Origin of the sequence: Parapedobacter luteus (assembly GCF_900168055.1) — a bacterium.
Classification (GTDB): domain Bacteria; phylum Bacteroidota; class Bacteroidia; order Sphingobacteriales; family Sphingobacteriaceae; genus Parapedobacter; species Parapedobacter luteus.
In genome coordinates this window covers 576,074-599,857 of the sequence record NZ_FUYS01000002.1, presented here as the reverse complement: position 1 = coordinate 599,857, position 23,784 = coordinate 576,074, and the positions used below count along the sequence as shown (strand labels likewise).

The 23,784-nt window shown below is 47.9% G+C and carries 21 protein-coding genes; 12 read left to right on the top strand and 9 right to left on the bottom strand.

The window, feature by feature from the left end; translation table 11 throughout:
- The first annotated feature begins 43 nt into the window (after positions 1 to 43).
- The 5 genes from B5X72_RS05830 (at position 44) to B5X72_RS05810 (ending at position 5,841) form a co-directional block, all read left to right on the top strand.
- Positions 44 to 1,009, top strand: coding sequence for a KpsF/GutQ family sugar-phosphate isomerase (locus tag B5X72_RS05830; protein WP_079716042.1), 966 nt, complete (start codon positions 44 to 46; stop codon positions 1,007 to 1,009).
- Positions 1,010 to 1,108: 99 nt separating this feature from the next.
- Entirely contained in the window at positions 1,109 to 2,191 is a 1,083-nt protein-coding gene (locus B5X72_RS05825; RefSeq protein WP_079715869.1) for a mannose-1-phosphate guanylyltransferase, read from the top strand.
- 24 nt (positions 2,192 to 2,215) lie between these two features.
- Positions 2,216 to 2,980 carry an enoyl-CoA hydratase/isomerase family protein gene (locus B5X72_RS05820; protein ID WP_079715868.1) on the top strand — a complete coding sequence of 255 codons (765 nt, stop codon included), beginning with the start codon at positions 2,216 to 2,218 and terminating at the stop codon, positions 2,978 to 2,980.
- Between the two features lie 65 nt (positions 2,981 to 3,045).
- Positions 3,046 to 4,950, top strand: coding sequence for an OmpA family protein (locus tag B5X72_RS05815; RefSeq protein ID WP_079715867.1), 1,905 nt, complete (start codon positions 3,046 to 3,048; stop codon positions 4,948 to 4,950).
- Positions 4,951 to 4,962: 12 nt separating this feature from the next.
- A complete protein-coding gene (locus B5X72_RS05810; protein WP_079715866.1) occupies positions 4,963 to 5,841 on the top strand; it encodes an SMP-30/gluconolactonase/LRE family protein in 879 nt (292 codons plus the stop codon).
- A 35-nt stretch (positions 5,842 to 5,876) separates the two neighbouring features.
- On the opposite strand, the gene B5X72_RS05805 is transcribed toward B5X72_RS05810, so the two are convergent.
- From B5X72_RS05805 to B5X72_RS05785, 5 genes are all read right to left on the bottom strand, one after another.
- Entirely contained in the window at positions 5,877 to 6,440 is a 564-nt protein-coding gene (locus B5X72_RS05805; RefSeq protein WP_079716041.1) for a type 1 glutamine amidotransferase domain-containing protein, read from the bottom strand.
- Between the two features lie 74 nt (positions 6,441 to 6,514).
- Complete coding sequence (gene pdeM / locus B5X72_RS05800; protein WP_079715865.1) at positions 6,515 to 7,174, bottom strand: ligase-associated DNA damage response endonuclease PdeM; 660 nt, start codon at positions 7,172 to 7,174, stop codon at positions 6,515 to 6,517.
- A gap of 4 nt (positions 7,175 to 7,178) precedes the next feature.
- Complete coding sequence (locus B5X72_RS05795) at positions 7,179 to 9,596, bottom strand: ligase-associated DNA damage response DEXH box helicase (protein ID WP_079715864.1); 2,418 nt, start codon at positions 9,594 to 9,596, stop codon at positions 7,179 to 7,181.
- A gap of 95 nt (positions 9,597 to 9,691) precedes the next feature.
- Positions 9,692 to 11,290, bottom strand: coding sequence for an ATP-dependent DNA ligase (locus tag B5X72_RS05790; RefSeq protein ID WP_079715863.1), 1,599 nt, complete (start codon positions 11,288 to 11,290; stop codon positions 9,692 to 9,694).
- The gene (locus B5X72_RS05785) at positions 11,287 to 12,279 is read right to left on the bottom strand and encodes a ligase-associated DNA damage response exonuclease (RefSeq protein ID WP_079715862.1); all 993 of its coding nucleotides are present in this window, start codon (positions 12,277 to 12,279) and stop codon (positions 11,287 to 11,289) included. Before B5X72_RS05785 ends, B5X72_RS05790 begins: the two co-directional genes overlap by 4 nt.
- 60 nt (positions 12,280 to 12,339) lie before the next feature.
- On the opposite strand from B5X72_RS05785, the gene B5X72_RS05780 reads away from it, so the two are divergent.
- A complete protein-coding gene (locus B5X72_RS05780; RefSeq protein ID WP_217698096.1) occupies positions 12,340 to 12,783 on the top strand; it encodes an acyl-CoA thioesterase in 444 nt (147 codons plus the stop codon).
- 79 nt (positions 12,784 to 12,862) lie between these two features.
- Here B5X72_RS05780 and B5X72_RS05775 read toward each other — a convergent pair whose 3' ends face one another.
- The 3 genes from B5X72_RS05775 to B5X72_RS05765 form a co-directional block, all read right to left on the bottom strand.
- Complete coding sequence (locus tag B5X72_RS05775; protein WP_079715861.1) at positions 12,863 to 13,300, bottom strand: Hsp20/alpha crystallin family protein; 438 nt, start codon at positions 13,298 to 13,300, stop codon at positions 12,863 to 12,865.
- 140 nt (positions 13,301 to 13,440) lie between these two features.
- A complete protein-coding gene (gene folB, locus B5X72_RS05770; protein WP_079715860.1) occupies positions 13,441 to 13,809 on the bottom strand; it encodes a dihydroneopterin aldolase in 369 nt (122 codons plus the stop codon).
- A gap of 27 nt (positions 13,810 to 13,836) precedes the next feature.
- Complete coding sequence (locus B5X72_RS05765) at positions 13,837 to 14,541, bottom strand: helix-turn-helix transcriptional regulator (protein ID WP_079715859.1); 705 nt, start codon at positions 14,539 to 14,541, stop codon at positions 13,837 to 13,839.
- A 598-nt stretch (positions 14,542 to 15,139) separates the two neighbouring features.
- On the opposite strand from B5X72_RS05765, the gene B5X72_RS05760 reads away from it, so the two are divergent.
- The 3 genes from B5X72_RS05760 to B5X72_RS05750 all read left to right on the top strand — a co-directional run bounded on the left by B5X72_RS05760 (position 15,140) and on the right by B5X72_RS05750 (position 18,376).
- On the top strand, positions 15,140 to 16,126 hold the full coding sequence (locus tag B5X72_RS05760) for a DUF4932 domain-containing protein (protein ID WP_176146110.1): 987 nt from the start codon (positions 15,140 to 15,142) through the stop codon (positions 16,124 to 16,126).
- A 276-nt stretch (positions 16,127 to 16,402) separates the two neighbouring features.
- Complete coding sequence (locus B5X72_RS05755) at positions 16,403 to 17,575, top strand: acyl-CoA dehydrogenase family protein (protein WP_079715857.1); 1,173 nt, start codon at positions 16,403 to 16,405, stop codon at positions 17,573 to 17,575.
- A 57-nt stretch (positions 17,576 to 17,632) separates the two neighbouring features.
- Positions 17,633 to 18,376, top strand: coding sequence for a 3-keto-disaccharide hydrolase (locus B5X72_RS05750; RefSeq protein WP_245826843.1), 744 nt, complete (start codon positions 17,633 to 17,635; stop codon positions 18,374 to 18,376).
- A 140-nt stretch (positions 18,377 to 18,516) separates the two neighbouring features.
- Here B5X72_RS05750 and asnB read toward each other — a convergent pair whose 3' ends face one another.
- A complete protein-coding gene (asnB, locus tag B5X72_RS05745) occupies positions 18,517 to 20,214 on the bottom strand; it encodes an asparagine synthase B (protein ID WP_079715855.1) in 1,698 nt (565 codons plus the stop codon).
- Positions 20,215 to 20,621: 407 nt separating this feature from the next.
- Between asnB and purN the strand changes: the two genes are divergently transcribed.
- The 3 genes from purN (at position 20,622) to B5X72_RS05730 (ending at position 23,782) form a co-directional block, all read left to right on the top strand.
- Positions 20,622 to 21,194, top strand: coding sequence for a phosphoribosylglycinamide formyltransferase (gene purN / locus B5X72_RS05740; RefSeq protein WP_079716039.1), 573 nt, complete (start codon positions 20,622 to 20,624; stop codon positions 21,192 to 21,194).
- A gap of 145 nt (positions 21,195 to 21,339) precedes the next feature.
- Positions 21,340 to 22,866 (top strand): bifunctional phosphoribosylaminoimidazolecarboxamide formyltransferase/IMP cyclohydrolase, encoded by a 1,527-nt coding sequence (purH, locus tag B5X72_RS05735; RefSeq protein WP_079715854.1) that lies wholly within the window; start codon positions 21,340 to 21,342, stop codon positions 22,864 to 22,866.
- A 37-nt stretch (positions 22,867 to 22,903) separates the two neighbouring features.
- Positions 22,904 to 23,782 carry a DUF72 domain-containing protein gene (locus B5X72_RS05730; protein ID WP_079715853.1) on the top strand — a complete coding sequence of 293 codons (879 nt, stop codon included), beginning with the start codon at positions 22,904 to 22,906 and terminating at the stop codon, positions 23,780 to 23,782.
- Positions 23,783 to 23,784 lie beyond the last annotated feature (2 nt).

Sequence of the window (23,784 nt, the reverse complement as noted above, 5' to 3'; positions counted from 1 at the left end):
ATATTTTTGCGCATATCAGTATCTAAAATTAGAAAATATATTTGTGAAAAGCAATTCCGAAATCAAAAATATCGCAATAAACGTTTTGACGCAAGAGGCAAATGCTTTAAACAAACTGACGGAACGAATTGACAGTGATTTTATTGCCGTTGTCGGGGCTATCTTGAAATTGAAGGGAAGAGTGATAGTTACAGGAGTCGGCAAGAGTGCTATCATCGCGCAAAAAATTGTAGCGACGCTAAACTCTACGGGTACGCCGGCAATATTTATGCATGCCGCGGACGCCATACACGGCGATTTGGGTATTATACAGGAAGATGATCTCGTCGTTGTAGTTTCCAAAAGCGGTAATACGCCGGAAATAAAAGTATTGGTACCGTTACTGAGGCAAACACAAAATCTGCTGGTAGCCATTGTGGGCAACATCCAATCTTATTTGGCGCACCAAGCCGACTATGTCTTGGATGCTACGGTAGAAAAAGAGGCCTGCCCGCATAACCTTGCTCCCACCACCAGCACGACAGCCCAATTAGCAATGGGCGATGCCTTGGCCATTTGTCTTTTGGAGTGCCGTCAGTTTACCGATCAGGATTTTGCCCGCTACCATCCCGGCGGCGCCTTGGGTAAGCGCCTGTACCTCAAGGTAGCCGATCTATCCACGCAAAATCCAAAGCCGTGGGTGACATCGGAAGCATCGGTGCGTGAAGTTATCGTGACCATAACCAAGCATCGCTTAGGCGCAGTAGCGGTAATCCGCGGAGACGATTTGATTGGAATCATTACGGATGGCGATATAAGACGGATGCTTGAAAATCATCCTCAAATCGATGGGTTGGCTGCAAAAGACATTATGGGCAGGTGTCCCAAAACCATCGATAAAAATGAGTTGGCGGTGCACGCGTTCGATATAATGCGTCAACATAATATTACACAGCTTTTGGTATTGAACGAACAATCATATGATGGAATCGTGCATTTACATGATTTATTGAAAGAAGGGATAATTTAGGCTGTTGGGTTTTAAATACTAAATTTAAATTTTTAGTTTTAACAAAATAAAGCTGCAGTAGGTATTGACCGCTGATTGGCCGACACAAAACAAGAACCAATGAAGAATTATTATGCCGTTATCATGGCCGGAGGTATCGGGAGCCGATTCTGGCCCGTAAGCCGCACCAAAATGCCAAAGCAATTCATCGATATGCTGGGCACCGGAAAAACACTCATCCAGGCGACATATGACCGTTTTCAGAAAATTGTCCCCCCAGAAAACATCTTTGTGGCCACGAACGAGTCCTACGCAGATTTGGTTCGTGAGCAATTGCCCGAGCTATCAGCCCGGCAATTGATTTTGGAACCCATTATGCGCAATACCGCACCATGCATCGCATACGCGAGCCACAAAATACTCCAACTGAATCCGAATGCCACGATGGTCATTGCTCCAGCCGACCATTTGATTCTCGAAACGGACGTTTTTGTAAGTGATATCACCAAAGGGCTCAAATGCGCGGAAAGCAATGATTGGCTGATTACCTTAGGCATCAAGCCCTCTCGCCCAGATACAGGCTATGGTTACATTCAGTATGGCAAAAGCGCAACAACACCGGGATTTAAGAAAGTCAAGACTTTTACAGAAAAGCCCAACCTTGAATTAGCCAAAACATTTTTGCAAAGTGGCGATTTCCTGTGGAATGCCGGCATATTTATCTGGTCTGCCAACTCCATTATCAGCGCGTTCCAAAAATATCAGACAGAGATGAATGAGGTGTTTAAGGAAGGAACCGACCTGTATAATTCCGACCACGAGACCAAATTTATTTCTGGCGCTTTTGTCCGGTGTGTCAATATTTCCATCGATTTCGCCATCATGGAAAAGGCGGATAATGTATATGTGCTTCCCGCAGACTTCGGTTGGTCTGACTTAGGCACCTGGGCATCTATCTATGAACTGGCCGAAAAGGACTACTTGGGCAACGTATCTTCTTCTGCGGAAAACGTCATTGTATATGACTCGTCCAACTGCATGATCCATACGCCTAAAGATAAGCTGGTCATCGTCAAAGGATTGCATAACTTTATCGTGGTCCAATCAGACGATACGTTGATGATCTGTCCGAAAGATCAAGAGCAAGGTGTGAAACAGATTGTCGCGGATGTTAAGGAAAAATCCGGGAATAAATTCGTTTGACGGCCTGACGCGCACAACGACTTCATGGACTCTGGATTCGTAAAAACAGCAATCGATACTTCAGGATTAGCCATAATCACCTTCGGCCATCCTGTTCATAACGCGTTGCCGTCGAACTTGCTCACGCAACTGCGTGAACATATTGAGACAGCGAGCGCCAGTATGGCAACTAAACTGATTCTCTTGCAAAGCAGTGGTGAAGGGGCCTTCTGCGCTGGTGCAAGTTTCGATGAACTACTGACTTTAGCAGATGAACAGGCCGGGACCGCTTTTTTTTCGCGTGTTGCCGATGTCATAAACGCCATACGGAAGTCGACCAAACTCGTCATTGGAAGAGTACAAGGTAAGGCTGTCGGCGGCGGAGTAGGCCTTATCGCGTCGTGCGATTACTGTTTTGCATCGGAGAAAGCTGCGGTTAAATTGAGCGAAATCAGCATCCATTTAGGTCCGTTTGTCATCGCACCGGCTTTGGCCCGCAAAATTGGCGTATCAGCCCTGACCGCGCTTTCCCTTAATCCGACGGTGTTTTTTGATGCGCAATGGGCATTGCAACATGGCCTTTTTCACACGGTGATGCCTTCTGTTGATGATCTTGACGACAAGGTTCATGGGTTTTGTATGTCCTTGCTCAATACAAACCAGGAAGCGCTCCTGGCACTCAAAAAGACGCTTTGGCGCGGGACTGAAGATTGGGATGAACTGCTTTACGAACAGGCAGCTATCAGTGGCAGGTTAGCAGTTGGTGCAGAAATTAAACAACAGCTGAACAGTATTAAAAAGAGCAAATAAGGTGCAAATCCATCTCGGCTAAGAAAAAAAACGATTACCTTAGCGTAGAAAACTGAGTCGATCCAATGCGAAAATCGTTGTATACCTTCCCGTTATGCGTCGTGCTGTTCTTTGTGACTGGCAGCGCGCAGGAACATTCCCTAAACCGAAGAGCCCAGCAAGCTTTCGAAAAGGCGGGTAGTCAACTAAAAAACAGGCAATACGCACTGGCTGTTGCGTCTTTGGAATCCGCCGTTGCACTTGACCCAGACTTCGCTGCAGCTCACCAGCAATTGGGCGATATTTATCGTAGACAACGCGACTATGAAAAGGCGATTCCCCACTATTCCCGTGTTATTCAACTGAACCCCGCTTTGACGCCGCTCACCTGGTTTGGCTTGGGCGAAAGTCTTTTGCATACCGGAAATTATCAGGAGGCGTTACCTGCACTGCGGAACTATGCGGCCATACCCGGACTGGATGCATCGGGTAAACGGCTCACAAATAAATATATAGCGGACTGCGAATTTAGCTTGTCTGCTCAACAACATCCACTGGATTTCCATCCTGTCAATCCCGGGCCTGCCATCAACACGGAATATGACGAGTACTTCCCCAAGCTTACCGCCGATCATCGGACCATTATCTTCACCCGTAAGGTAAATGAAAGGGAAAGTTTTTATGAGAGTTCCCTGGATAGCAATGGTAAATGGCAACCAGCACGGTTTCTGGAGGGAGATATCAATTCAGCACAATATAATGAAGGAGCACATTGTATCTCAGCTGACGGTAAATACCTGTTTTTCACCGGATGCAACCGCCCGAATGGATTAGGCAGTTGTGATATCTATGTGTCACGGCGGGAAGGCGACCGTTGGGGCGAGCCCTATAATTTAGGTGAGCCAATTAACAGCGCGGGCTGGGAGGCACAGCCAGCACTGGGGGCAGATGGAAAAACACTTTATTTCGTAAGCAACAGAAGTGGTGGCCAGGGCGGCTACGATATCTGGAAATCTACACTCCAAAGTAATGGGCAATGGGGTGACCCGCAGAATCTCGGTCCAGCTATCAACACTCCTTTTGACGAAAGTTCGCCGTATATCCACGCCGACAACCGTACCCTTTATTTCGTTTCAAATGGATGGCCGGGATTTGGGGATAAGGACATTTTCAAAAGCCAAATGGATGCTGATGGTCATTGGCCACAGCCAAATAACCTCGGCTATCCCATTAACGACCACCGTGAACAAAGCGCGCTGACCGTGAGCATGAATGGTCGGTATGCCTTCTTTTCCAGCCGCAGGCCGGATGCACTGGGCGGATTGGATATTTACTCGTTCGAATTGCCCGAAGCTAGCCGACCTAACCCGGTAGCTTACCTTAAGGGCGCCATCGTAGACTCGGACAGTGATGTGCCTATCCAAGCGGAAATAACGGTCACAGACATCTTGACCAATGAACCGCTATACCAAGAATCCGCAGACTACGAAGACGGTACATTCCTCGCACCCTTGCCATTCGGCAAGACCTATGCCCTTCACGTCAAACATCCGGGATATCTCTTTTTCTCCAAAAACTACCCTCTTGACGACAGCACAAAAATAAATGATGCCTACGAAATCCGTATTGCACTTTCGCCGATAAAAATAGGGAACAAAGAAACACTCAACAATATTTTCTTTGAGACAAACCAGTATGAGTTGTTGCCACAGTCCAAAAGTGACTTGGACAATTTGATCGATTTTCTGCAATTAAATAAAGAAGTACGAATAGAAATCGGCGGGCACACGGATGACACGGGAAGCGACGCCTATAACAGAACACTTTCGGAGAACCGTGCCAAAGCCGTACATGACTACCTGATTCATGCAGGCATCGCCGTGGGGCGGCTTCACTATAAAGGGTATGGACCATCGCAGCCCATCGCTGGAAATGATACTGAAGAGGGGCGCCAACTAAATCGTCGCACAGACTTTAAAATCATTAAATAAATTGCCATACACATGAAAAGAAAACTCCATCTACTTGCATTATTATCATTGGCATGCGGTTTAGAATGCACAGCGCAGGTCGTCGCACCCGCCGCTAAATTACAACTGGTGGCCGACGGGTTTGGCTTCACCGAAGGTCCGGCCATGGATGCGGAAGGGAACGTGTTCTTTACCGACCAACCCAATAACCGGATATGGAAATATGACACCAAGGGCAAGCTTTCCATTTTCATGGAACCCGCCGGGCGTGCTAATGGCCTCTATTTCGACAACGAGGGGTACCTGATTGCCTGTGCCGACGAACAGTATGAGCTATGGCGCATCGGTATGGATAAGCAGGTCGAAAAGCTTGCGGCAGGCTATGATGACTCGCTATTCAATGGTCCCAACGATGTATGGGTGTCCCCTTCAGGGCTCATTTATTTTACCGATCCTTACTACCAGCGCAACTACTGGAGCCGCACGGAGCCGGACATGCCGACGCAGGGCCTTTACCTTTACAAAAACGGCCAAGTCATTCGCTTGGACGATCAATTTAAAAAACCCAATGGCATTATCGGCACCCCGGATGGCAAAATGCTGTACGTAGCAGATATTGGTGACAGTAAAATATATCGGTATCGCGTTGAACGTGACGGTTCGCTCACGGATAAGCAGTTGTTTGCATCGCAAGGTTCGGATGGTATGACCATAGACAGCAAAGGGAATATTTACCTTACCGGCAAAGGCGTGGATGTCTATAACCCTCAAGGAGAGCGGATCGAACACATTGATGTGCCAGTCAACTGGACGGCTAATGTATGCTTCGGGGGCCGGGATCGCGATTATCTTTTTATTACCGCCACCGACAAGGTATTTATATTGAAAATGCAAGTAAAGGGGGGCTACTGACCCCCCTGGTTATTACCGCTAATTACCGCATGATACTAAGCATGCTGACCAGCATGTTTGCCCTCAGCAAACTCTTCAATAATCTTTTCGTTGAAATCGGGAAGGTCGTCGGGGGTACGGCTGGTCACCAACCCCTGGTCTACAACAACGGCGCTGTCCTCCCATAATGCCCCGGCGTTAATCAGATCCTTGCTGATGTTTTTGACTGAAGTCATTCGGCGTCCCTCCACCACTTCAGCGTCTATCAGCACCTGTGGACCGTGGCATATTGCTGCCACCGGTTTACCGGCGCTAAAAAAGGCCTTTACAAATTCCAATGCCTTTTCATCTACTCGGAGCGTGTCTGGGTTTATTACGCCCCCCGGTAGCAATAGGGCGTCATAGTCGTTTGGATTCGCCTTATCCAGGGACATATCCACATCGAAATCAAGACTCCATTCGTTGCCTTTTTTAGCTCGTACAACATCCTTACTTGGCGATACAATATGTGTGGTCGCACCTTCCAATTGCAATGCATCCCTAGGGCTGGTCAATTCAATTTCTTCAAACCCATCGGCCGTTAAAATAGCCACTTTTCGATTGCTCAATGTTTCAGCCATAATGCTATCCTCCTTTTTGTCATTACCATTCAATAGTAAGTTACAGGGAAACGGCGAAATTTGTTTTTGAAATGTCATCTTTCCGTTGGTATCCACTTCCACACTTCGTTTCCTGCTATTGGGTAAATGTTCGCGTCACGGAGGGGCTGAAGAAGATGGACTCCGGTCAAAGCGCCGAACGCGGGCAGTATTAGTGTTTGTCTATAGTGATAAAAGCAAGGTAGCCTGTAAGTTTGCCGCCCTTTCGTTGGGATAAGGCACCCCGGATGCACATGGCCAGCAATGTTGATTAGACCGGCCGCCACATGTTCCATCGGGTGGTGCGTACAGACGATATGTGGCGCTACCGGATAAGAGACAAAGACCTCGATAGCATTTTTTTTCAACAAATTATCCGGCAGAATGTCGTGATTGCCTCGAGTAAGGACAAACCGGACCGTGGTATTGGCGCTGCGGAACTGTTCAAAAGCCAGCCACTCACTATTCAAATCGCTATGAAACAGATCTCCCAAAAACACAACCGTGCGAATCGGATAGCCATCAAGCAACGACTGTAGGCGTGTCGTATCCTTATCATGCAGAACGGAGGGCATGAAGATGCCAGCCTTGCGAAAGTGTGCGGCCTTACCTAAGTGCCAATCTGCAACGACCAAGGTTTTTTGCGCAGGCAGGAGAAGCGCCCTTTCTGGAAGCAAGGCGAATGGCGTACCCATGATATCAATCGTTTTGCTCATGGCGTTAGGCCTCCAATTGTGTTTTCAGCTTCTCCAAGCGTGCTTGCCAATCTTCGTTGCTATATCGCTCGCGGAAAGATTCAGCAAACACAGGAAACGCAAAGGGGGTGAGGTGACCCGGACGTTGCAGCACAATGCGGTGTGTTTCTATGCGTTCAAACGCTTTATACATGCGCGATGCTTCCAATTGGAAATCATAGACCTCGTCATAGGCCTGCCGCAACAGCAGGTTGTCCGAATCGAATTCTTCGAATACAGAAAAGAACAAACCAGAGTTGGCTTGCAGATGTTTGGTTTTCATCGGTTTGCCGGGATATCCTTGGAATACCAAGCCCGCTATGCCAGCAATGTCCCGGAATTTTCGCCGTGCCATTTCACGGATGTTGATGCCGCTTTGGATATCATCAAACAGTTTTTCGGTTGAAAACAATCCCTTTTGCAGTGCTTCTTCTAAGGGTAGCGGATGGTCGCAGAGCAGCTCAAAGCCATATTCGTTGCTGGCAATGCTAAACGAAGCATTACGGATGCTACTTAGCCGGTAAGCCACCACGGCAGCCATACCTTCATGCACCAGCTTGCCTTCAAAAGGAAATACGAAGAGGTGATAACCATATCGTGTATGGATGTATTCCACTAACAATTCGTCCGCCGTGGGCAGCTCCGATACCTTACGCTGCTCATCAAATAAGGGTTGCAGGAAATCTAATTCCGCTGGATAGGTGTGCGGCTCGCCATGAAGCTCGGTAAAGGTATGTCGCAACGCCGCCCCGAAGTTGTCGGAGATGGGAAACCTGCCACCCATCCATGAAGGCACCGCCCCTTTCTTTCCTGCGGCGGGACGTACAATAGCGTGGATATCCTTTACACGCACCAATTCCAATAATCGACCCGAAAACCAGAAGGTATTGCCCGGCTGTAGGCGCGAAATAAACCATTCCTCGATGGTCCCCAAATATTTGCCGCTAAGAAATTTCACGCGCATCATCGTGTCGGATACAATGGCACCGATGCTCAACCGGTGGCGCATGGCCACCGGTTTACTCGTCACGCGGTAAACATCGTTTTCCAACACCACTTTATGGAATTCCTCATAGGTATCGAGCGTACGCCCTCCTTTTGTGATCATCAGCAGGCATTCATCAAACTCCTCGCGGCTGATGGACGCAAAACAATGGGTATTCTTTACTTCAGCGTACAATTCATCGGCGCGGAATCCATCGGACACGGCCAGCGTGACCATATACTGCACCAACACGTCGAAAGACCGAACGTACGGTAGGCGTTGTTCCAGCAGTCCGTTTTCCACAGCGTAACGGATAGCTGCTCCTTCCATGATTTCGAGCGAATGAGTTGGCAAAAAGTAGATCTTGCTAGTCTCACCGGGGCGGTGGCCGCTTCTTCCCGCACGTTGGATGAACCGGGCAACGCCCTTGGGCGAACCAATTTGTACTACACAATCTACTGGCCTGAAATCGACACCCAGATCGAGACTGCTTGTACAGACCACGGCTTTCAGTACGCCGCGATGCAGCGCATCCTCCACCCATTGGCGGAGCTCTTCGCTCAGCGATCCGTGGTGTATGGCTATCGCACCAGCCAGTTCCGGTGCTGCCGCTAATAGGTGGTGGTACCAAATTTCAGCTTGGGATCGAGTATTCGTAAATAACAAGGTCGATCGGTGGGCCTGGATAATGGGGAGTACTTTATTAACCATTTTGGTGCCCAGATGACCGGCCCAAGGAAACCGGTCCAACGTGTCAGGCAGTAGCGTTTCCATGTAGATAGCCTTCTTCAGATCGGCCTTCACGAGGCGCCCCCGATTATTCGCACCGAGTAAGATATCCATAGCTTCGCGTAAGTTGCCAATCGTCGCCGAAATACCCCATACGCATAAATTTGGACAAATTTTACGCAAGCGACTGAGTGCCAGCTCAACGAGCACTCCCCGCTTGCTGCCCACTAACTCGTGCCACTCATCCACTACTACAAACTCCAGCTGCCTGAAATAATCGTGATAGCCTTTGGAAGCGAGTAATAAATGAATGCTTTCTGGCGTGGTTATAAGCGCTTGCGGTGGTGTTTTGCGCTGGCGTTGCCGTTCGTTGGTGTCCGTATCTCCCGTGCGTAGTCCAATATTATAGTCGAGTTCCAGGTCTTCGCTTACTGTGCGGGTGGCCTGTAAAATTTCTGCCGAAAGTGCCCGAAGCGGCGTAATCCAAAGGCAATGAACGCCCTTCGGCTTCGTTTGACTACGGTAATACCGTTGCACTATGCCAAACCATACGGCGAAGGTCTTCCCGTATCCCGTAGGTGCATTGAGCAACCCCGATTGGCCATCTGCAATGGCTGACCAAGTCTCTTGCTGAAACCGGTGAGGTCGCCAGCCTTTATTGAAAAACCATGTATCTGCGAATACGTTCAACGATGTAATCCCTTCAACAAAGGTAAGGTTTTGCCAACGAATTTAAAGTTGTTATCTCTTCGCCCGAATAATGCACCCGCCCAGCTTGTTCGGCTTCACGCGTTCGCCGATTGGATCAGCTCCAGTAAATCAGCGTGGGTATTGGCCGACTCGGGCGACTTATCACGCCGCCAGCGCAGGATGCGCGGAAAGCGCAGCGCTACACCCGACTTATGCCTACTGCTCGCTTGAATGCCCTCGAAAGCAATTTCAAACACATGGTGAGGGGGCACGCTGCGAACCGGCCCAAAACGCTCCACCGTATGATGCTTTATCCACCTGTCCAGCTCGGCGATTTCCTTGTCAGTCAATCCGGAGTAGGCTTTGGCGAATGGTACCAGCGTACCGTCATCGCCCCATACGGCAAACGTGTAGTCTGTATAAAGGTTGGCCCGTCGTCCATGGCCACTCTGGGCATAAATGAGCACTCCATCTACCGTCAGCGGATTAGTCTTCCATTTCCACCAATTGCCTCTTCTGCGGCCGCTGCCATACGTACTGCCTTTGCGTTTGAGCATGACACCTTCGCAATGGAAATCCCGGGCATGTTGTCTGAAAACCGCTACTTCTCCCCAGTGGTTAAAGGGCATTAATTCAGAGAGCAGCAATACATGGCGTAAGCCTGGCGACGACAACAAGGTCTCAAGCAGCTTCCGGCGGTAATACATCGGAGTATCCCGCATGTCCTCCCCTTTCCATTCTAACAGGTCAAAACATACCATCACAAGCGGGGCTTCCTGAAGTATTTTCGGGGAGAGTGATTTCCTTCCAATACGCGTCTGCATCACTTGGAAGGATAACGGTCGTTCATCTTTCCATGGAATGATTTCACCATCGATGACCGTTCCATCGGGCAATAAATTCCTCAGTGGCGCAAACTCAGGAAACTTGTCGGTGAGTAGATCTTCTCCTCTACTCCATACAAACAACTGGCCGTTACGCACGATGATCTGCCCTCGAATCCCGTCCAGTTTCCTCTCGATATACCAATCACCGATATCGCCAAGTGATTCCGGGGGACTGTCCAACTGATAGGCGAGATAAAAGGGATACGGTTGAAAATCCCTCGCCCCCTTTTTAGATTCCGCAAACAGCGATGTCATGGTCTCTTTAGCAGGCAGCCATTTACCCATCAAACGGTGAGCCACCGCAGCCTCATCAATTCCCAGGTGGATGACCAGCGCTTTGATAACCAGCTGGCGAGATACGCCGATCCGGAAATTGCCAGTGATCAGTTTGGTAAATACAAATCGTTGATCGGTGTCCATGTCTCGCCAATACGTTGTGATAATTTCCCTTTTGCGGTCATCGCTCAGCCCATGAAGGCCGGCAAGCTGCCCAATAACATCGGGCAACCGATGTTCCTTTTCCGGAGCGTGCGGGGGCAACATCAAAGCGATTGCCTCGGCAAGGTCGCCTACGATGTGATAGGATTCTTCAAATAACCAATACGGGATTCTGCTTATATCGGCTGCCCAAAACTTGAGATCGCTGGTACGTACTGGACGTTTTGGCCGGTTGCCAATCAACAGTGCTATAGCATACAGTTTGCTCCGATCGTCTGCATGCTGCAGGTAGTTAACGATCGCGGCAACCTTATCATTTGTCTTGGTCGTCTGATCGACGGCGACAAATAGTTGGGTAAACAACTTCATAGCTCATCCTCCACAGTAGCAGCACCCCGCAAATGCACCTCAGACGCCTGCAGCCCGTGCTGGTCGCGTAGCCACCGGGCAAACGGCCCTTCGTAGCCGTGGGTAACGTATACGTCTCCAGCTCCGGTGGCTATTACCGCACGATTGAGCTGATCCCAGTCGGCGTGGTCGGAAAGTACAAACCCGCGGTCTACACCTTTGCGCCGCCGGGTACCACGAAGCTGCATCCAACCACTACACAACGCGATGCGGTACGGCATCAGTTTTCTTAGCCATGAAGTATTCAAGGCTGACGGCGGGGCTACGATTGCTGCACCCTTTACGGTTTGCCGTCCTGTCTCCGGTATAAGATAATCACCCGGAAATTGATATCCTGCGCTTGCCAGTACGGCATTGGCATTAGCCACAGCACCGTGTAAGAATATTGGACCGATCGATGTGTCCAAATGCCGAAGGATAACTTGAGATTTGCCGAGCGCATAGCCAAGGAGTACGGTATTGGTGCCCTCCGCTGCGTTTTGAGCCCACCACCCATTTATCTCCGAGAAGACAGCACCCGGTTGCGGAAATCGGTAAATAGGCAATCCAAAAGTAGATTCTGTAACAAAATGATGGCACGGTACCGGTTCGTATGGTATACTTACACCATCATTCACGCATTTATAGTCGCCGGATACCACCCATACTTCCCCTTTATATGCCAGCCGAACCTGTGCCGACCCAATGATATGCCCTGCCGGATGCAGGCTTATCCGTACGCCGTTGATGGAAACGGCTTGCTGGTACGCCAGTTCCTGTATGACAATATCTACTCCCAAGCGTGACCGCAGAATAAGCGCGGTGTGTTGATGGCACAGATAGCGCCCCATCCCCCGTCGAGCATGGTCGCTATGCCCATGAGTGACGATAGCCCGTTCCACAGGCTCCCACGGATCAATATACACATCCGCTTGCGGACAGTAAACACCACGTTCAGTAAATTTCAGCATCGTGGATATTAAACAAAAATAGTGCGCCTTAGTTTATGCTAATATTACTATGTTTGGGTTATGAAGAAGAATGTATTTTATGAAGGACAAGTTATATGGGCTCAAATTGACGCCAATAGGCACCTACGGCATTCAGCATATGCCGATTTCTGCGCGCAGGCAAGAAGCAACATGCTTGAAAAAATAGGGCTTTCCCTTAGCCGGATTGCAGAAGACGGTATCGGGCCTGTACTTTTCCGCGAGGAGCTTGTGTATCTCAGGGAAATACACCTTAATGATGCCGTGGCCGTGACGGTGGAAATGACCAAATACAATGCGGCGAATTCCAGGTTCTCTTTCCGTCATGAGATTTACCGTTCGGATGGTACAAAATGTGCTGTGGTGACGGTAGACGGTGCCTGGATGGATCTGTTTAAACGGAAACTAACTGTTTTGCCATCCGAATGGCAGGCCTTGGTTGTGCAATTGCCGAAAAGCGACGATTATCAAGACGTGTCTGCATGAAGAGCGAAAGCCCACGGAACCCTTGATTCCGCGGGCTTTCCACGTTAGCCACTGATTATCTACCGCTAATCTCGTTGGGTTATTTTACTTCAATCAAACGAGAAGCCACTTTGGCCTCTTCTTTTTTAGCAATATCCACTTTCAACACACCATCCTTGTAATTTGCGTCAATTCTGTTGTGGTCAATGCTGTCGGGCAATGTGAACGATCGGGTAAATGAGGTATAACTGTATTCCCGCTTGCTGTATTTCTTGTTCCCGTCGGTTGTTTCCGATTTCTTTTCACCCGAAATGGTCAGCACGTCGCCATCCACATTGATTTTGAAATCGCCCTTTTCCAGTCCCGGAGCAGCCAGCTCGATGTGGTACGCTTCGTTTGTTTCCGCTACATTCACCGCCGGTACGCGGGAAATGAAACGATCAGACAAAAACGAATCATTAAAAATCGGGTTGAAAAAATCATTTACCCAACTGTCCACTCCCCTGTTTTTGTTTCCTTGAAATTTTACCAATGTCATTTTTAATCCCTCCTATAAATTTTGTTTAATTGCAAACTTTGGTAAATGTTATCCAAAAGATATACCAACGAAAAAAAGGAATTGTTTTAATGACTTTTTGTCACCATACCGTACTTTAAAATGACATTATGTCGCTAACATCATTGTTGTTGCCATCTAAGCGTAACCGTCGCATTGGCTCGATCACCACCAAAGGGCGGGTGTTGCTTAGTGATACTTACTTCAGCGTTTGCAATGAAGGGGAATTCTTGTACTATACGGTTTAATATAGCGTCTGCTACGGCTTCCAATAACTTGCGGGGATGCTGCATTTCGCTTTTCGCGATACCATACAGCACCTCGTAATCTACAGTATTGGAAAGGCTGTCATGATCATCATTTTCGTCAACAAAGCCCACCTGCACCGATACAACAAACTCATTACCAATCACTTGCTCTTCCGGATAAAAGCCATGGTAGGCAAAAAAGCGCAAATTGGTTAGCGCCACCTGTCGACGAACGTATTCCATGCAACAAACCTACTGATAATGCCTTGATTACACCAAATTAAATGCCTGCGCAAATTTGATAATATCATAGTGTGTTTTGGCCCCCAACTTACGTTTGATATTCCTCCTATGGGTGTTTAGCGTCTTTTCTGAAATGTGATTTTGATTACTGATTTCAGCAGTCTTCTGGCCCGAAGCGATGTACTGGAGCAGTTCCTTTTCACGTTTGGTCAATGAAGCATAGCGCTGGTAATTGTCTTTGAGGAGCAAGTTCTCCATCATCAGCCGTTCAGCTTTTTCGGCTAAATGATGATTCGGATCCAATTGGAGCGCGAAGGTGAGCGAAAGCAGCGGCTTACCTTCTTCATCGTAAATGAAAGGCCGGGATGCACTCAAGTACCATTCAAACGACTGGTTTTGTCCAGTTGTCACTTGTTGGAAAAATGAAAACCATCGAGCAGCCGACTCCTTATCCCGCAATCGCTCAACGAATCTGGGCAAATAAAACTGCACATCGTCCGGGTTAAAAAACTTGATAAAATACTCCTGCCCCATCCGCCTTACATCTTTGAGCGAAGCTCCCAATTGCCGCAACCCTTTTTGGGATAGATAAACCACCGAAAAGTCTCTTACATCGTGGATGATATACACCGGCAGTTCATCAGCAATGACTTCAAATGCGGCCAGTTTCCGTATTATATTTTTCCGGACGGCATCACTGCAGTTAAAATGAGGAGGTAAAAAATCGTCCATAGCTATTTATGAGACTATTATTGGGATTGTGTTAAATTAAATGCCCGTGCAAACTTGATGATACCGAAATAAATACCTTCTGAGTGATTCGGTCGGTTTCTCGCGTATCGCGATATGCTTAAAAATGTGGTGCGCTCCGCATCACTGCAATTGAATTCAGTAGGCAATAAATTGGTCATAAGTCTAAGCTTTAGGTTTTATTTCACACGGTAAAGATAAAAAAACACCCGAAAGTTAGTGTTTTTTTCGCGTTTCCCAATACGTTGAAAAAACGTCGCATCCTAGGTTACATTCGCCCAGGCCAGGCCCGACGTGAACGTTCTCCTCGCTGCCCGGACGGATGAGAATGGCACCGAAACCGCCGATGCAAAAGCCGCATGGCAGACGCTGAATTGCCGGGCAGTTTAGGGCCGGCCCACGCGGCGCCTATTTGGGTTTCTTAACGGGAAATGCTATCTTTGGAAAAAGTGTACGCGGACGCCGATTTTCTTTCGGTGTCAACACTATTTTATCGAGGTCAACACTAATGAGATCTGTAATAATCACCATTCTGTTTTTTTGTTTTTGCCAATGCAGCCGACAAAGCCAACATAATTATGTGGTTGAAGTACACAAGGGTACGGAGCTGTTACACATCATCAATTATCTGGCCGGGGTCTATAGTCCGGCAGTACAAAACTCAAGTTATCGAAAAGCAGTAGACGAGTGGTTTGTCAACTTCAAAGACCATCCTGTGCTTGATGTGGCCAGGAAACTTCCCTACAATGACTTTGTTGATTTAGGTTGGTGTATCCAATTCCCGGATTATAGTATAACATTTCCTGAAAAGTACGGCTATTTCGATCAAATAGTTGATAAAAATCTCCTTGCCAACTACTTAACACTTAGCACGGAGTTTGCCAAAGCATCTGATTTTATGAGCTTCTTTGACAGCCAAGAGGATAACTATAGCAAATGGGAAAATCAATTCCTAACCAGGCTACGGGAAGAAAAACCATTGCAAGCATTGGGAAATTTCTATCAAATACCATTGAGACAAAAAATATACTTTTCCATTTCACCCATGGGGGTGGTGCTTAGGGCAAATATTTTTCAAGCAGAAATCAGCCCCGAAAACAAAATTTACGCCCCCGTTATTATCCCGTTTGACAACAGGTTTATTGATAATGAAAGTAAAGAGCCCAATTTTAAATATTCTAGAGTATCCTTGAACAATAATGTATGGCACGAGGTAAGCCATCTTTATTGGGAGTACCTGAACGCTCCATATCGCGATGAAATACTGGCACTTAAATATGCAGACTCACTTTCCATAAATTTTAAAACCTTTGAAAGTGACGCACAAAATACCTATTCCTACATCCACGAAATCATTGCGGATGCAGTTACCATATTTTTGAAGAAAAAATATATTGGAGTTGAAGAAGCCGAGGAGCATCTTAGCCTAAATGAATCTTATGGAAGTCCGTTATACCGAAAAGTGGTCAACTTAATTGAAAACGAATACTGGGATAATAGAGAAAAGATTAATTTTCAAGAATTTACACCTCAAATCATCGCATTAATAAAAGAAGAGGGACAATAACTTTTGCCAATATTAAACGGGGATACCTTAACGATGCCGGCAGGTCACCAAGCCACACTGTGGCAATAGGCACACGGAAGCCGGCTTTCTACTGGATAACGGGCAACGACTGCTACACATCACCACCCAACGCTAACCGACTTCGGGCGCATTTTTTGGAGCCGGTAAAACGCGAAAAGACGACGTTTTATCGGAAAACTATAAACTGGATGCGTGTTACATTACCTATTCATTAAACCAGATTTTATCCCTATACTTGTATGCTAAATACAAGTTATGAGCCAATATCGGTCGCCAGATTATTACCTGCTGGATGAATTGATAAGCGAAGACTATTTGCTTATCCGCGATAGCGTGCGGCAATGGGTCAACACACAGTTATTGCCTATCATCGAGGATTATGCCCAACGGGCAGAATTTCCGCGCCAGTTGCTTCCCAACATGGCGCGGCTTGGCCTTTTCGGCCCTACCGTCCCGGAGGAGTACGGCGGTGCGGGGCTCGACTACCTGGCTTACGGCATCATGATGCAGGAGCTGGAACGCGGCGACTCAGGCATCCGCTCTACGGCGTCGGTACAGGGTTCATTGGTAATGTACCCCATCTACGCTTATGGCAGCGAAGAACAGAAACGTAACTACCTGCCCAAACTGGCAGGCGGCCAACTGATGGGCTGCTTTGGCCTTACCGAGCCGGACCACGGTTCAAATCCAGCAGGGATGCTCACCAATTTCAAAGACGACGGCGACCATGTGGTGCTCAACGGCTCGAAGATGTGGATATCCAACGCACCCTTTGCCGACATTGCCATCGTTTGGGCCAAAAACCCGGATGGGAAGGTGCAGGGCCTCATCGTGGAACGCGGAATGGAGGGGTTCAGCACACCAGAAACGCACAACAAGTGGAGTCTGCGGGCATCAGCCACAGGCGAACTGGTGTTTGACAACGTGCGCGTGCCCAAAAGCCATATCCTGCCGGGCGTTACCGGGATGCGCGGGCCGCTGAGTTGCCTCAACCAGGCCCGCTATGGTATTGCATGGGGTGCGTTGGGCGCGGCAATGGATTGCTATGATACAGCGCTGCGTTACGCCAGGGAGCGGGAGCAGTTCGGCAAACCCATTGCAGGATTCCAGCTGCAGCAGAAAAAGCTGGCGGAGATGCTCACGGAGATCACCAAGGGGCAATTACTGGTATGGCGCCTGGCCACACTAAAGAACGAGGGTCGCGCTACGCCGGCTCAGATATCCATGGCGAAGCGCAATAGTGTCGCCTCAGCATTGCATATCGCCCGCGAAGCCAGGCAGGTACTCGGAGCGATGGGTATCACTGGTGAATACCCTATTATGCGACACATGATGAACCTCGAATCGGTGGTGACGTACGAAGGTACACACGACATCCATTTGCTGATCACCGGCATGGATATCACCGGAATAAATGCGTTTAGTTAACGTTGGTCATCACGTCGGATGCGGACGTTAGAAGCAAGTTAAATTAATATGATGTATATGAATATGAAGTCGTTTATTTCCGCTGGGATGGTCGCACTATTGGCCGTTCCGGCATTTGCACAACAACAAAAAATGAAACCAGAAGAAACCGAAGTATGGGAGCCGGAACCGCGCGTGGTTACGACCTATCCGGATCGCGCACCGTCAGATGCGATTGTCTTGTTTGACGGCACGTCGCTCGACCAGTGGGTAAGCAAGAAAGATGGATCCTCTCCTGCTGAATGGGCGGTATCCAATGGAGCATTTACCGTCGTGCGGGGTAAGGGGGATATCCAAACCAAGCAGGAATTCTCAGATTATCAATTACATGTTGAATGGCGTAGCCCAACGGAAATCGTCGGGGAAAGCCAAGGACGTGGCAACAGCGGTATCTTCATGCAGGGACTATACGAAGTGCAGGTATTGGATAGTTACAATAACCGTACCTATTCCAATGGGCAAGCCGCAAGTCTTTATAAACAACGCATCCCACTGGTGAACGCCACCAAGCCGCCGGGTGAATGGCAAACCTATGACATCATCTGGACAGCTCCGCGATTCAACGCCGACGGCATCCTAATCAGTAAGGCACGCGTAACAGTGCTCCATAATGGCGTCCTGGTGCAAAACAACGTTGAATTGGATGGACCCACCGAGTACATCGGCATACCGAAATACAAGGCTCATGGCCCGGGTCCAATTGTTTTGCAGGATCATGGCAATCCTGTAAGCTTCAGAAATATTTGGATACGGCCACTTTAGCAGCGATAGATAATCGGTGTTCGCCACCTAAGTGGCTAATACGATAATAGGCTGGATATTGTTATCCAGCCTATCATATTTTTCGCATTGATCTTAAGTGTCATCCCGCCAACCTCCCATCACTGATTCCCTGACCAAGATTATAGCGCTTCGGCTACCTTTGTTTTTTCCTTTTCGTAGCTCTCATTGTGCACATTCGCGACAGCACGGCCCGATGGATCATTCACGTTTTGAAAAGAAGCATCCCATGCCAATGCTTCGGGTGTGCTGCACGCCACCGATTTGACAGACGGCACTGTTAGTGCCGCGGTGTCCGAAGGAAAATGCTCGGTAAAGATAGACCGATATAAGTATTCCTCTTTGTTTTGCGGTGGGTTTATCGGAAAACGTTCAGCAGCGGCCGCCAGTTCTTCATCACTGACACGCAGTGCAGCTTGTTCCTTCAACGTGTCAATCCAACTATAGCCCACGCCGTCCGAAAATTGCTCCTTCTGCCGCCACGCAATACTTTCCGGTAGGTAGTCTTCAAAAGCTTTGCGTACCACCCACTTCTCCATGCGCCCTTCTCTGATCATCTTATCTCCGGGGTTCAATCGCATAGCGATGTCTATAAATTCTTTGTCGAGGAAAGGTACACGGCCTTCCACGCCCCACGCAGCTAACGATTTGTTGGCGCGCAGGCAATCATAGAGGTGCAGCTTACTGAGTTTGCGTACGGTTTCCTCGTGAAATTCTTTCGCATTGGGAGCCTTGTGGAAATACAGGTACCCACCGAATAATTCATCCGAGCCTTCTCCTGAAAGAACCATCTTGATACCCATTGATTTGATGACGCGGGCAAGTAGGTACATTGGCGTAGACGCCCGTATGGTGGTCACATCGTAAGTCTCCAAATGGTAAATAACATCGCGAATCGCATCCAGGCCCTCTTGGATTGTGAAATTGATTTCGTGATGTATCGTTCCAATGTGTTCAGCGGCTTTCTTTGCTGCTGCCAAATCAGGTGACCCTTTCAATCCTACAGCAAATGAGTGCAGCCGTGGATACCAAGCTTTCTCTTGGTCGTTCGACTCTACGCGGCGGGATGCAAACTTTTTAGTCACCGCCGCAATGACTGATGAATCCAAGCCTCCGGATAGCAATACGCCATAGGGCACGTCAGACATGAGCTGCCGATGTACAGCATCTTCCAACCCTTTTCGCAACGTTTCGATATCCGTTACGTTGTCTTTTACGCTTTCGTAGTGTTCCCAGTCCCGTTTATACCATTTGCGAGGTTCGTTGCTTTCTTTACTATAGAGGTAATGTCCCGGAGGAAAGCCTTCGATACGAGTGCAATAGCCTTCCAATGCTTTCAGTTCTGACGCCACATAAAATGTGCCTGCGCTGTCCCAACCGATATAGAGCGGAATGATCCCAATGTGATCCCGGGCAACTAAATAAGCATCCTGTTCAACATCGTATAACGCGAAGGCAAAAATACCGTTCAAGTCTTCAAGGAAGCCTGGTCCCTTCTGCTCATATAACGCCAATATCACCTCGCTGTCGCATTGCGTGGAAAATTCGTAGTTGGGTAATTGATTGCGCAAGTGCTGGTGATTATAAATCTCGCCGTTCACAGCAAGCACAACATTCCGATTGGGACTGTACAGGGGCTGCTGGCCGGACTTCGGATCAACAATTGCTAAACGTTCATGCGCCAGAATAGCTCGTTCTGAGCTATATATACCCGACCAATCCGGCCCACGGTGCCGAATTTTTTTCGACATCTTCAACACTTGGGGGCGCAATTCTTCTGACTTTACTTTTAGGTCAAAAGCACCAATGATTCCACACATAAATAAATCAATTAAATTTGATAGTTATTATAGAGTCACAAAGTAACGAATAAAAACATTAACATTCGCAACAATTAACACAATTTTTAATCATTTTTTCAATAAAATTGCATTTTTTGAGAAATAATATCAACAAATATAAGGTTATACTTGTCACAATTTTAATATAAAGCGGTGTTGATCAACCGCGTTAATCTTTTCATTTCAACGGCAAACGACTCGGCCGCTACATCGATAGGTTGAACTTTTTGGTCGACTGCGTCATAAAGGCTACTTTTGCAAGCAAAAAGGGACACCGTCGCCGAAAGTAGTTTTCCTGCCCACGTGACGTATTAAGTTTGTTTTGTTTCGCAAACTTTTTTAAGTTTGGATACAATCGACAAAAACACATCATCAATCATCAAAACGTGAAGAAACGAATCGCTATTTTTGCCTCCGGATCCGGGTCGAATGCCCAAAAGATTATGGAGCATTTCAAGTACCACGATCAGGCCGAGGTATCGCTTGTACTAAGCAATAATCCTGACGCTTATGTATTGCAGCGCGCTGACAACTTTGAAGTACCCACGCATATTTTTGATCGACATGCATTTTATGAAACCGATGAGATTGTCAATCTATTGGATAAACTTAAAATTGATTTAATCGTATTGGCTGGCTTCCTATGGCTTGTGCCGCAAAACCTATTACGTCATTATCCAAATAAGATCATCAATATCCACCCGGCGCTGCTTCCTGCATACGGCGGTAAAGGCATGTATGGTGACCGCGTGCACCAAGCTATTCTGGATGCAAATGAGGAAGAGTCCGGCATCACCATCCATTTTGTCAACGAAAATTTCGATGAAGGCGAAATCATCTACCAGGCACGCTTCCGCATCGACCCCGGAGACAGTCTGGAAGTGGTTAAGTTCAAAGGGCAGCAATTGGAACACCTACACTATCCGAAAATTATTGAAAACTTGTTGAAGAAAATGTAATTCGCCCTGGCAAAACGCTGTTTCTACCGAAAGGCGCAGCCAACCAAACGTACTGATGAGTACGACCTCTGCGAATAATTTGCTTATATTTTCAGCAAATTTGTCTAAGTTTGCCGCTCAAAAACTAACATAGCTAAATATAAGCATGAGCCATCCGGTTAAAATAAAAAACGCACTGGTATCCGTATACTACAAAGACGGCCTTGATCCGTTAATCCATCTGCTGCATAAACACGGCGTCACCTTTTATTCAACTGGTGGCACGGAGACATTTATTCGTGATTTGGGGTACGACGTGGTGCCGGTGGAAGATCTTACCGGATATCCCTCTATATTGGGTGGACGGGTAAAGACCCTCCACCCGAAGGTTTTTGGGGGTATTTTGTCCCGCAGGCCCCTTGAGTCAGACAAGCAACAACTTCAAGAATACGAAATACCGGAAATTGACTTGGTGATTGTAGACCTCTATCCGTTCGAGGAGACCGTGGCGTCTGGAGCACCGGAGCAGGATATTATAGAAAAGATTGACATTGGTGGCATATCGCTCATCCGTGCCGCTGCGAAAAACTTCAACGATGTGGTGATTATTGCTTCTAAGCATGATTACCAGCAATTGGCTGATATCCTCGCCGAAAACGAAGGTTATACATTTTTGCAGCACCGTAAGGAGTTTGCCAAGCGGGCGTTCAACGTGTCTTCCCATTACGATTCAGCCATTTTTAATTATTTCAACCAGGAGCAGCCACTGCCGGTGTTTAAACGAAGTGAGCAGCAAGCTCAGGTACTGCGGTATGGCGAAAACCCACACCAACGGGGTATATTTTACGGCAATTTGGACAACCTGTTCGACAAGTTGAACGGCAAGGAGCTCTCTTATAATAACTTGGTAGACGTGGATGCCGCACTAGCGCTGATTGACGAATTTGAAGAACCTACATTTGCCATCCTGAAGCATACCAATGCTTGTGGCGTGGCCACGCGTGCAGACCTATTAACAGCCTGGCAAGATGCGTTGGCTTGTGATCCGGTTTCGGCATTCGGTGGCGTGATTATCGGCAATGGTGAAATCGATGAGGCTACCGCGACAGAAATCAATAAGCTTTTCTTTGAAGTGCTTATCGCACCTGTATATACAGCGGGCGCATTGCGCATCCTTACTGGCAAGAAAAACCGCATTATCCTGCGGAGAAAAGACACCCCGCTTCCGGCCACGCAATTCAAGACCCTGCTAAATGGTATCATCGAACAGGACAAAGACGCTGTGATTGAAGGGGCTTCGCAAATGGAAGTCGTTACGGATAACAAACCTACGGACAATGAGCTGGCCGATCTCTTGTTTGCCAACAAAGTGGTAAAACACACCAAGTCCAACGCCGTCGTGTTGGCCAAAGATGGACAACTGTCAGCCAGTGGTGTCGGCCAAACCTCACGGGTAGATGCCCTGCGCCAAGCCATCCAAAAAGCGAAGTCATTCGGTTTCAATCTCCATGGCGCGGTACTCGCTTCAGATGCGTTTTTCCCATTCTCGGATTGTGTAGAAATAGCTGCCGAAGCTGGTATTACGGCAATCACCCAACCCGGCGGTTCTATCCGCGATGAGGAATCCATAGCAATGGCAAACAAAAAAGGCGTGGCAATGGTCTTTACGGGAGTAAGGCATTTTAAACATTAGTCGTGTAGCCATAGGCCTACGGCATAGAGCAAAAAACATGAAATTCGGAAGCGTAGATCATCCAGAAGCGGTGGACTTCACCCTCCCCCCCACTCACCCGGACACGACAGCCCTGCTTCGCAAGCAGCACAAGGGCCAAGACTTGGAAGTGTTCGTTGGTTGTGCCAAGTGGAACAAACAGGACCTTAAGGGATTCTACCCCCGCGGCACCAAAGATGAGCTGACCTACTACGCCACCCAGTTCAATAGCATCGAGCTGAATGGCACATTCTATAACTCACCCGATAAGCAACAGGTGGAAATCTGGAAAGCCAAAACGCCTGCCGATTTCAAGTTTTTTCCTAAAGTACCACAGACGATCAGCCACTATGGCCGGTTGCTGAATGTAGACGAGAAGATGATTGCATTTTGTGATGCTATTGCCCTGTTTGAAGAAAAATTGGGGATGAGCTTCCTTCAATTGCATGACAATTTCAAGCTCAAGGATTTTGAACGGTTAGCCTCCTTTGTTAAAAAATTTGCCGGTTCGGTACCACTCGCGGTGGAAGTTCGCAATGCGGAGTGGTTTGCCAATCAGGATGCGCGCGAAAAGCTGTATAAACTGCTGGAGACCGAGAAAGTGGCAAACGTCATTGTGGATACTGCCGGACGACGAGACATGCTGCATATGCGCTTGACCACGCCCACGGCCTTCGTGCGCTATGTGGGTGCAAACCACCCTACGGACAAAAGTCGGCTGGATGATTGGGTTGAACGCATCCAGGAATGGCGGGACGCTGGTTTGCAAGCCCTTTATTTCTTTGTCCATCAAAATGTGGAGATTGAATCGCCGCTGCTGTCCACCTATTTCATTGAAGCTTTAAATAAAGCTTTGGGGCTTCAGGTCCGTGGCCCCCAACATCAATTGTTTACCTAATA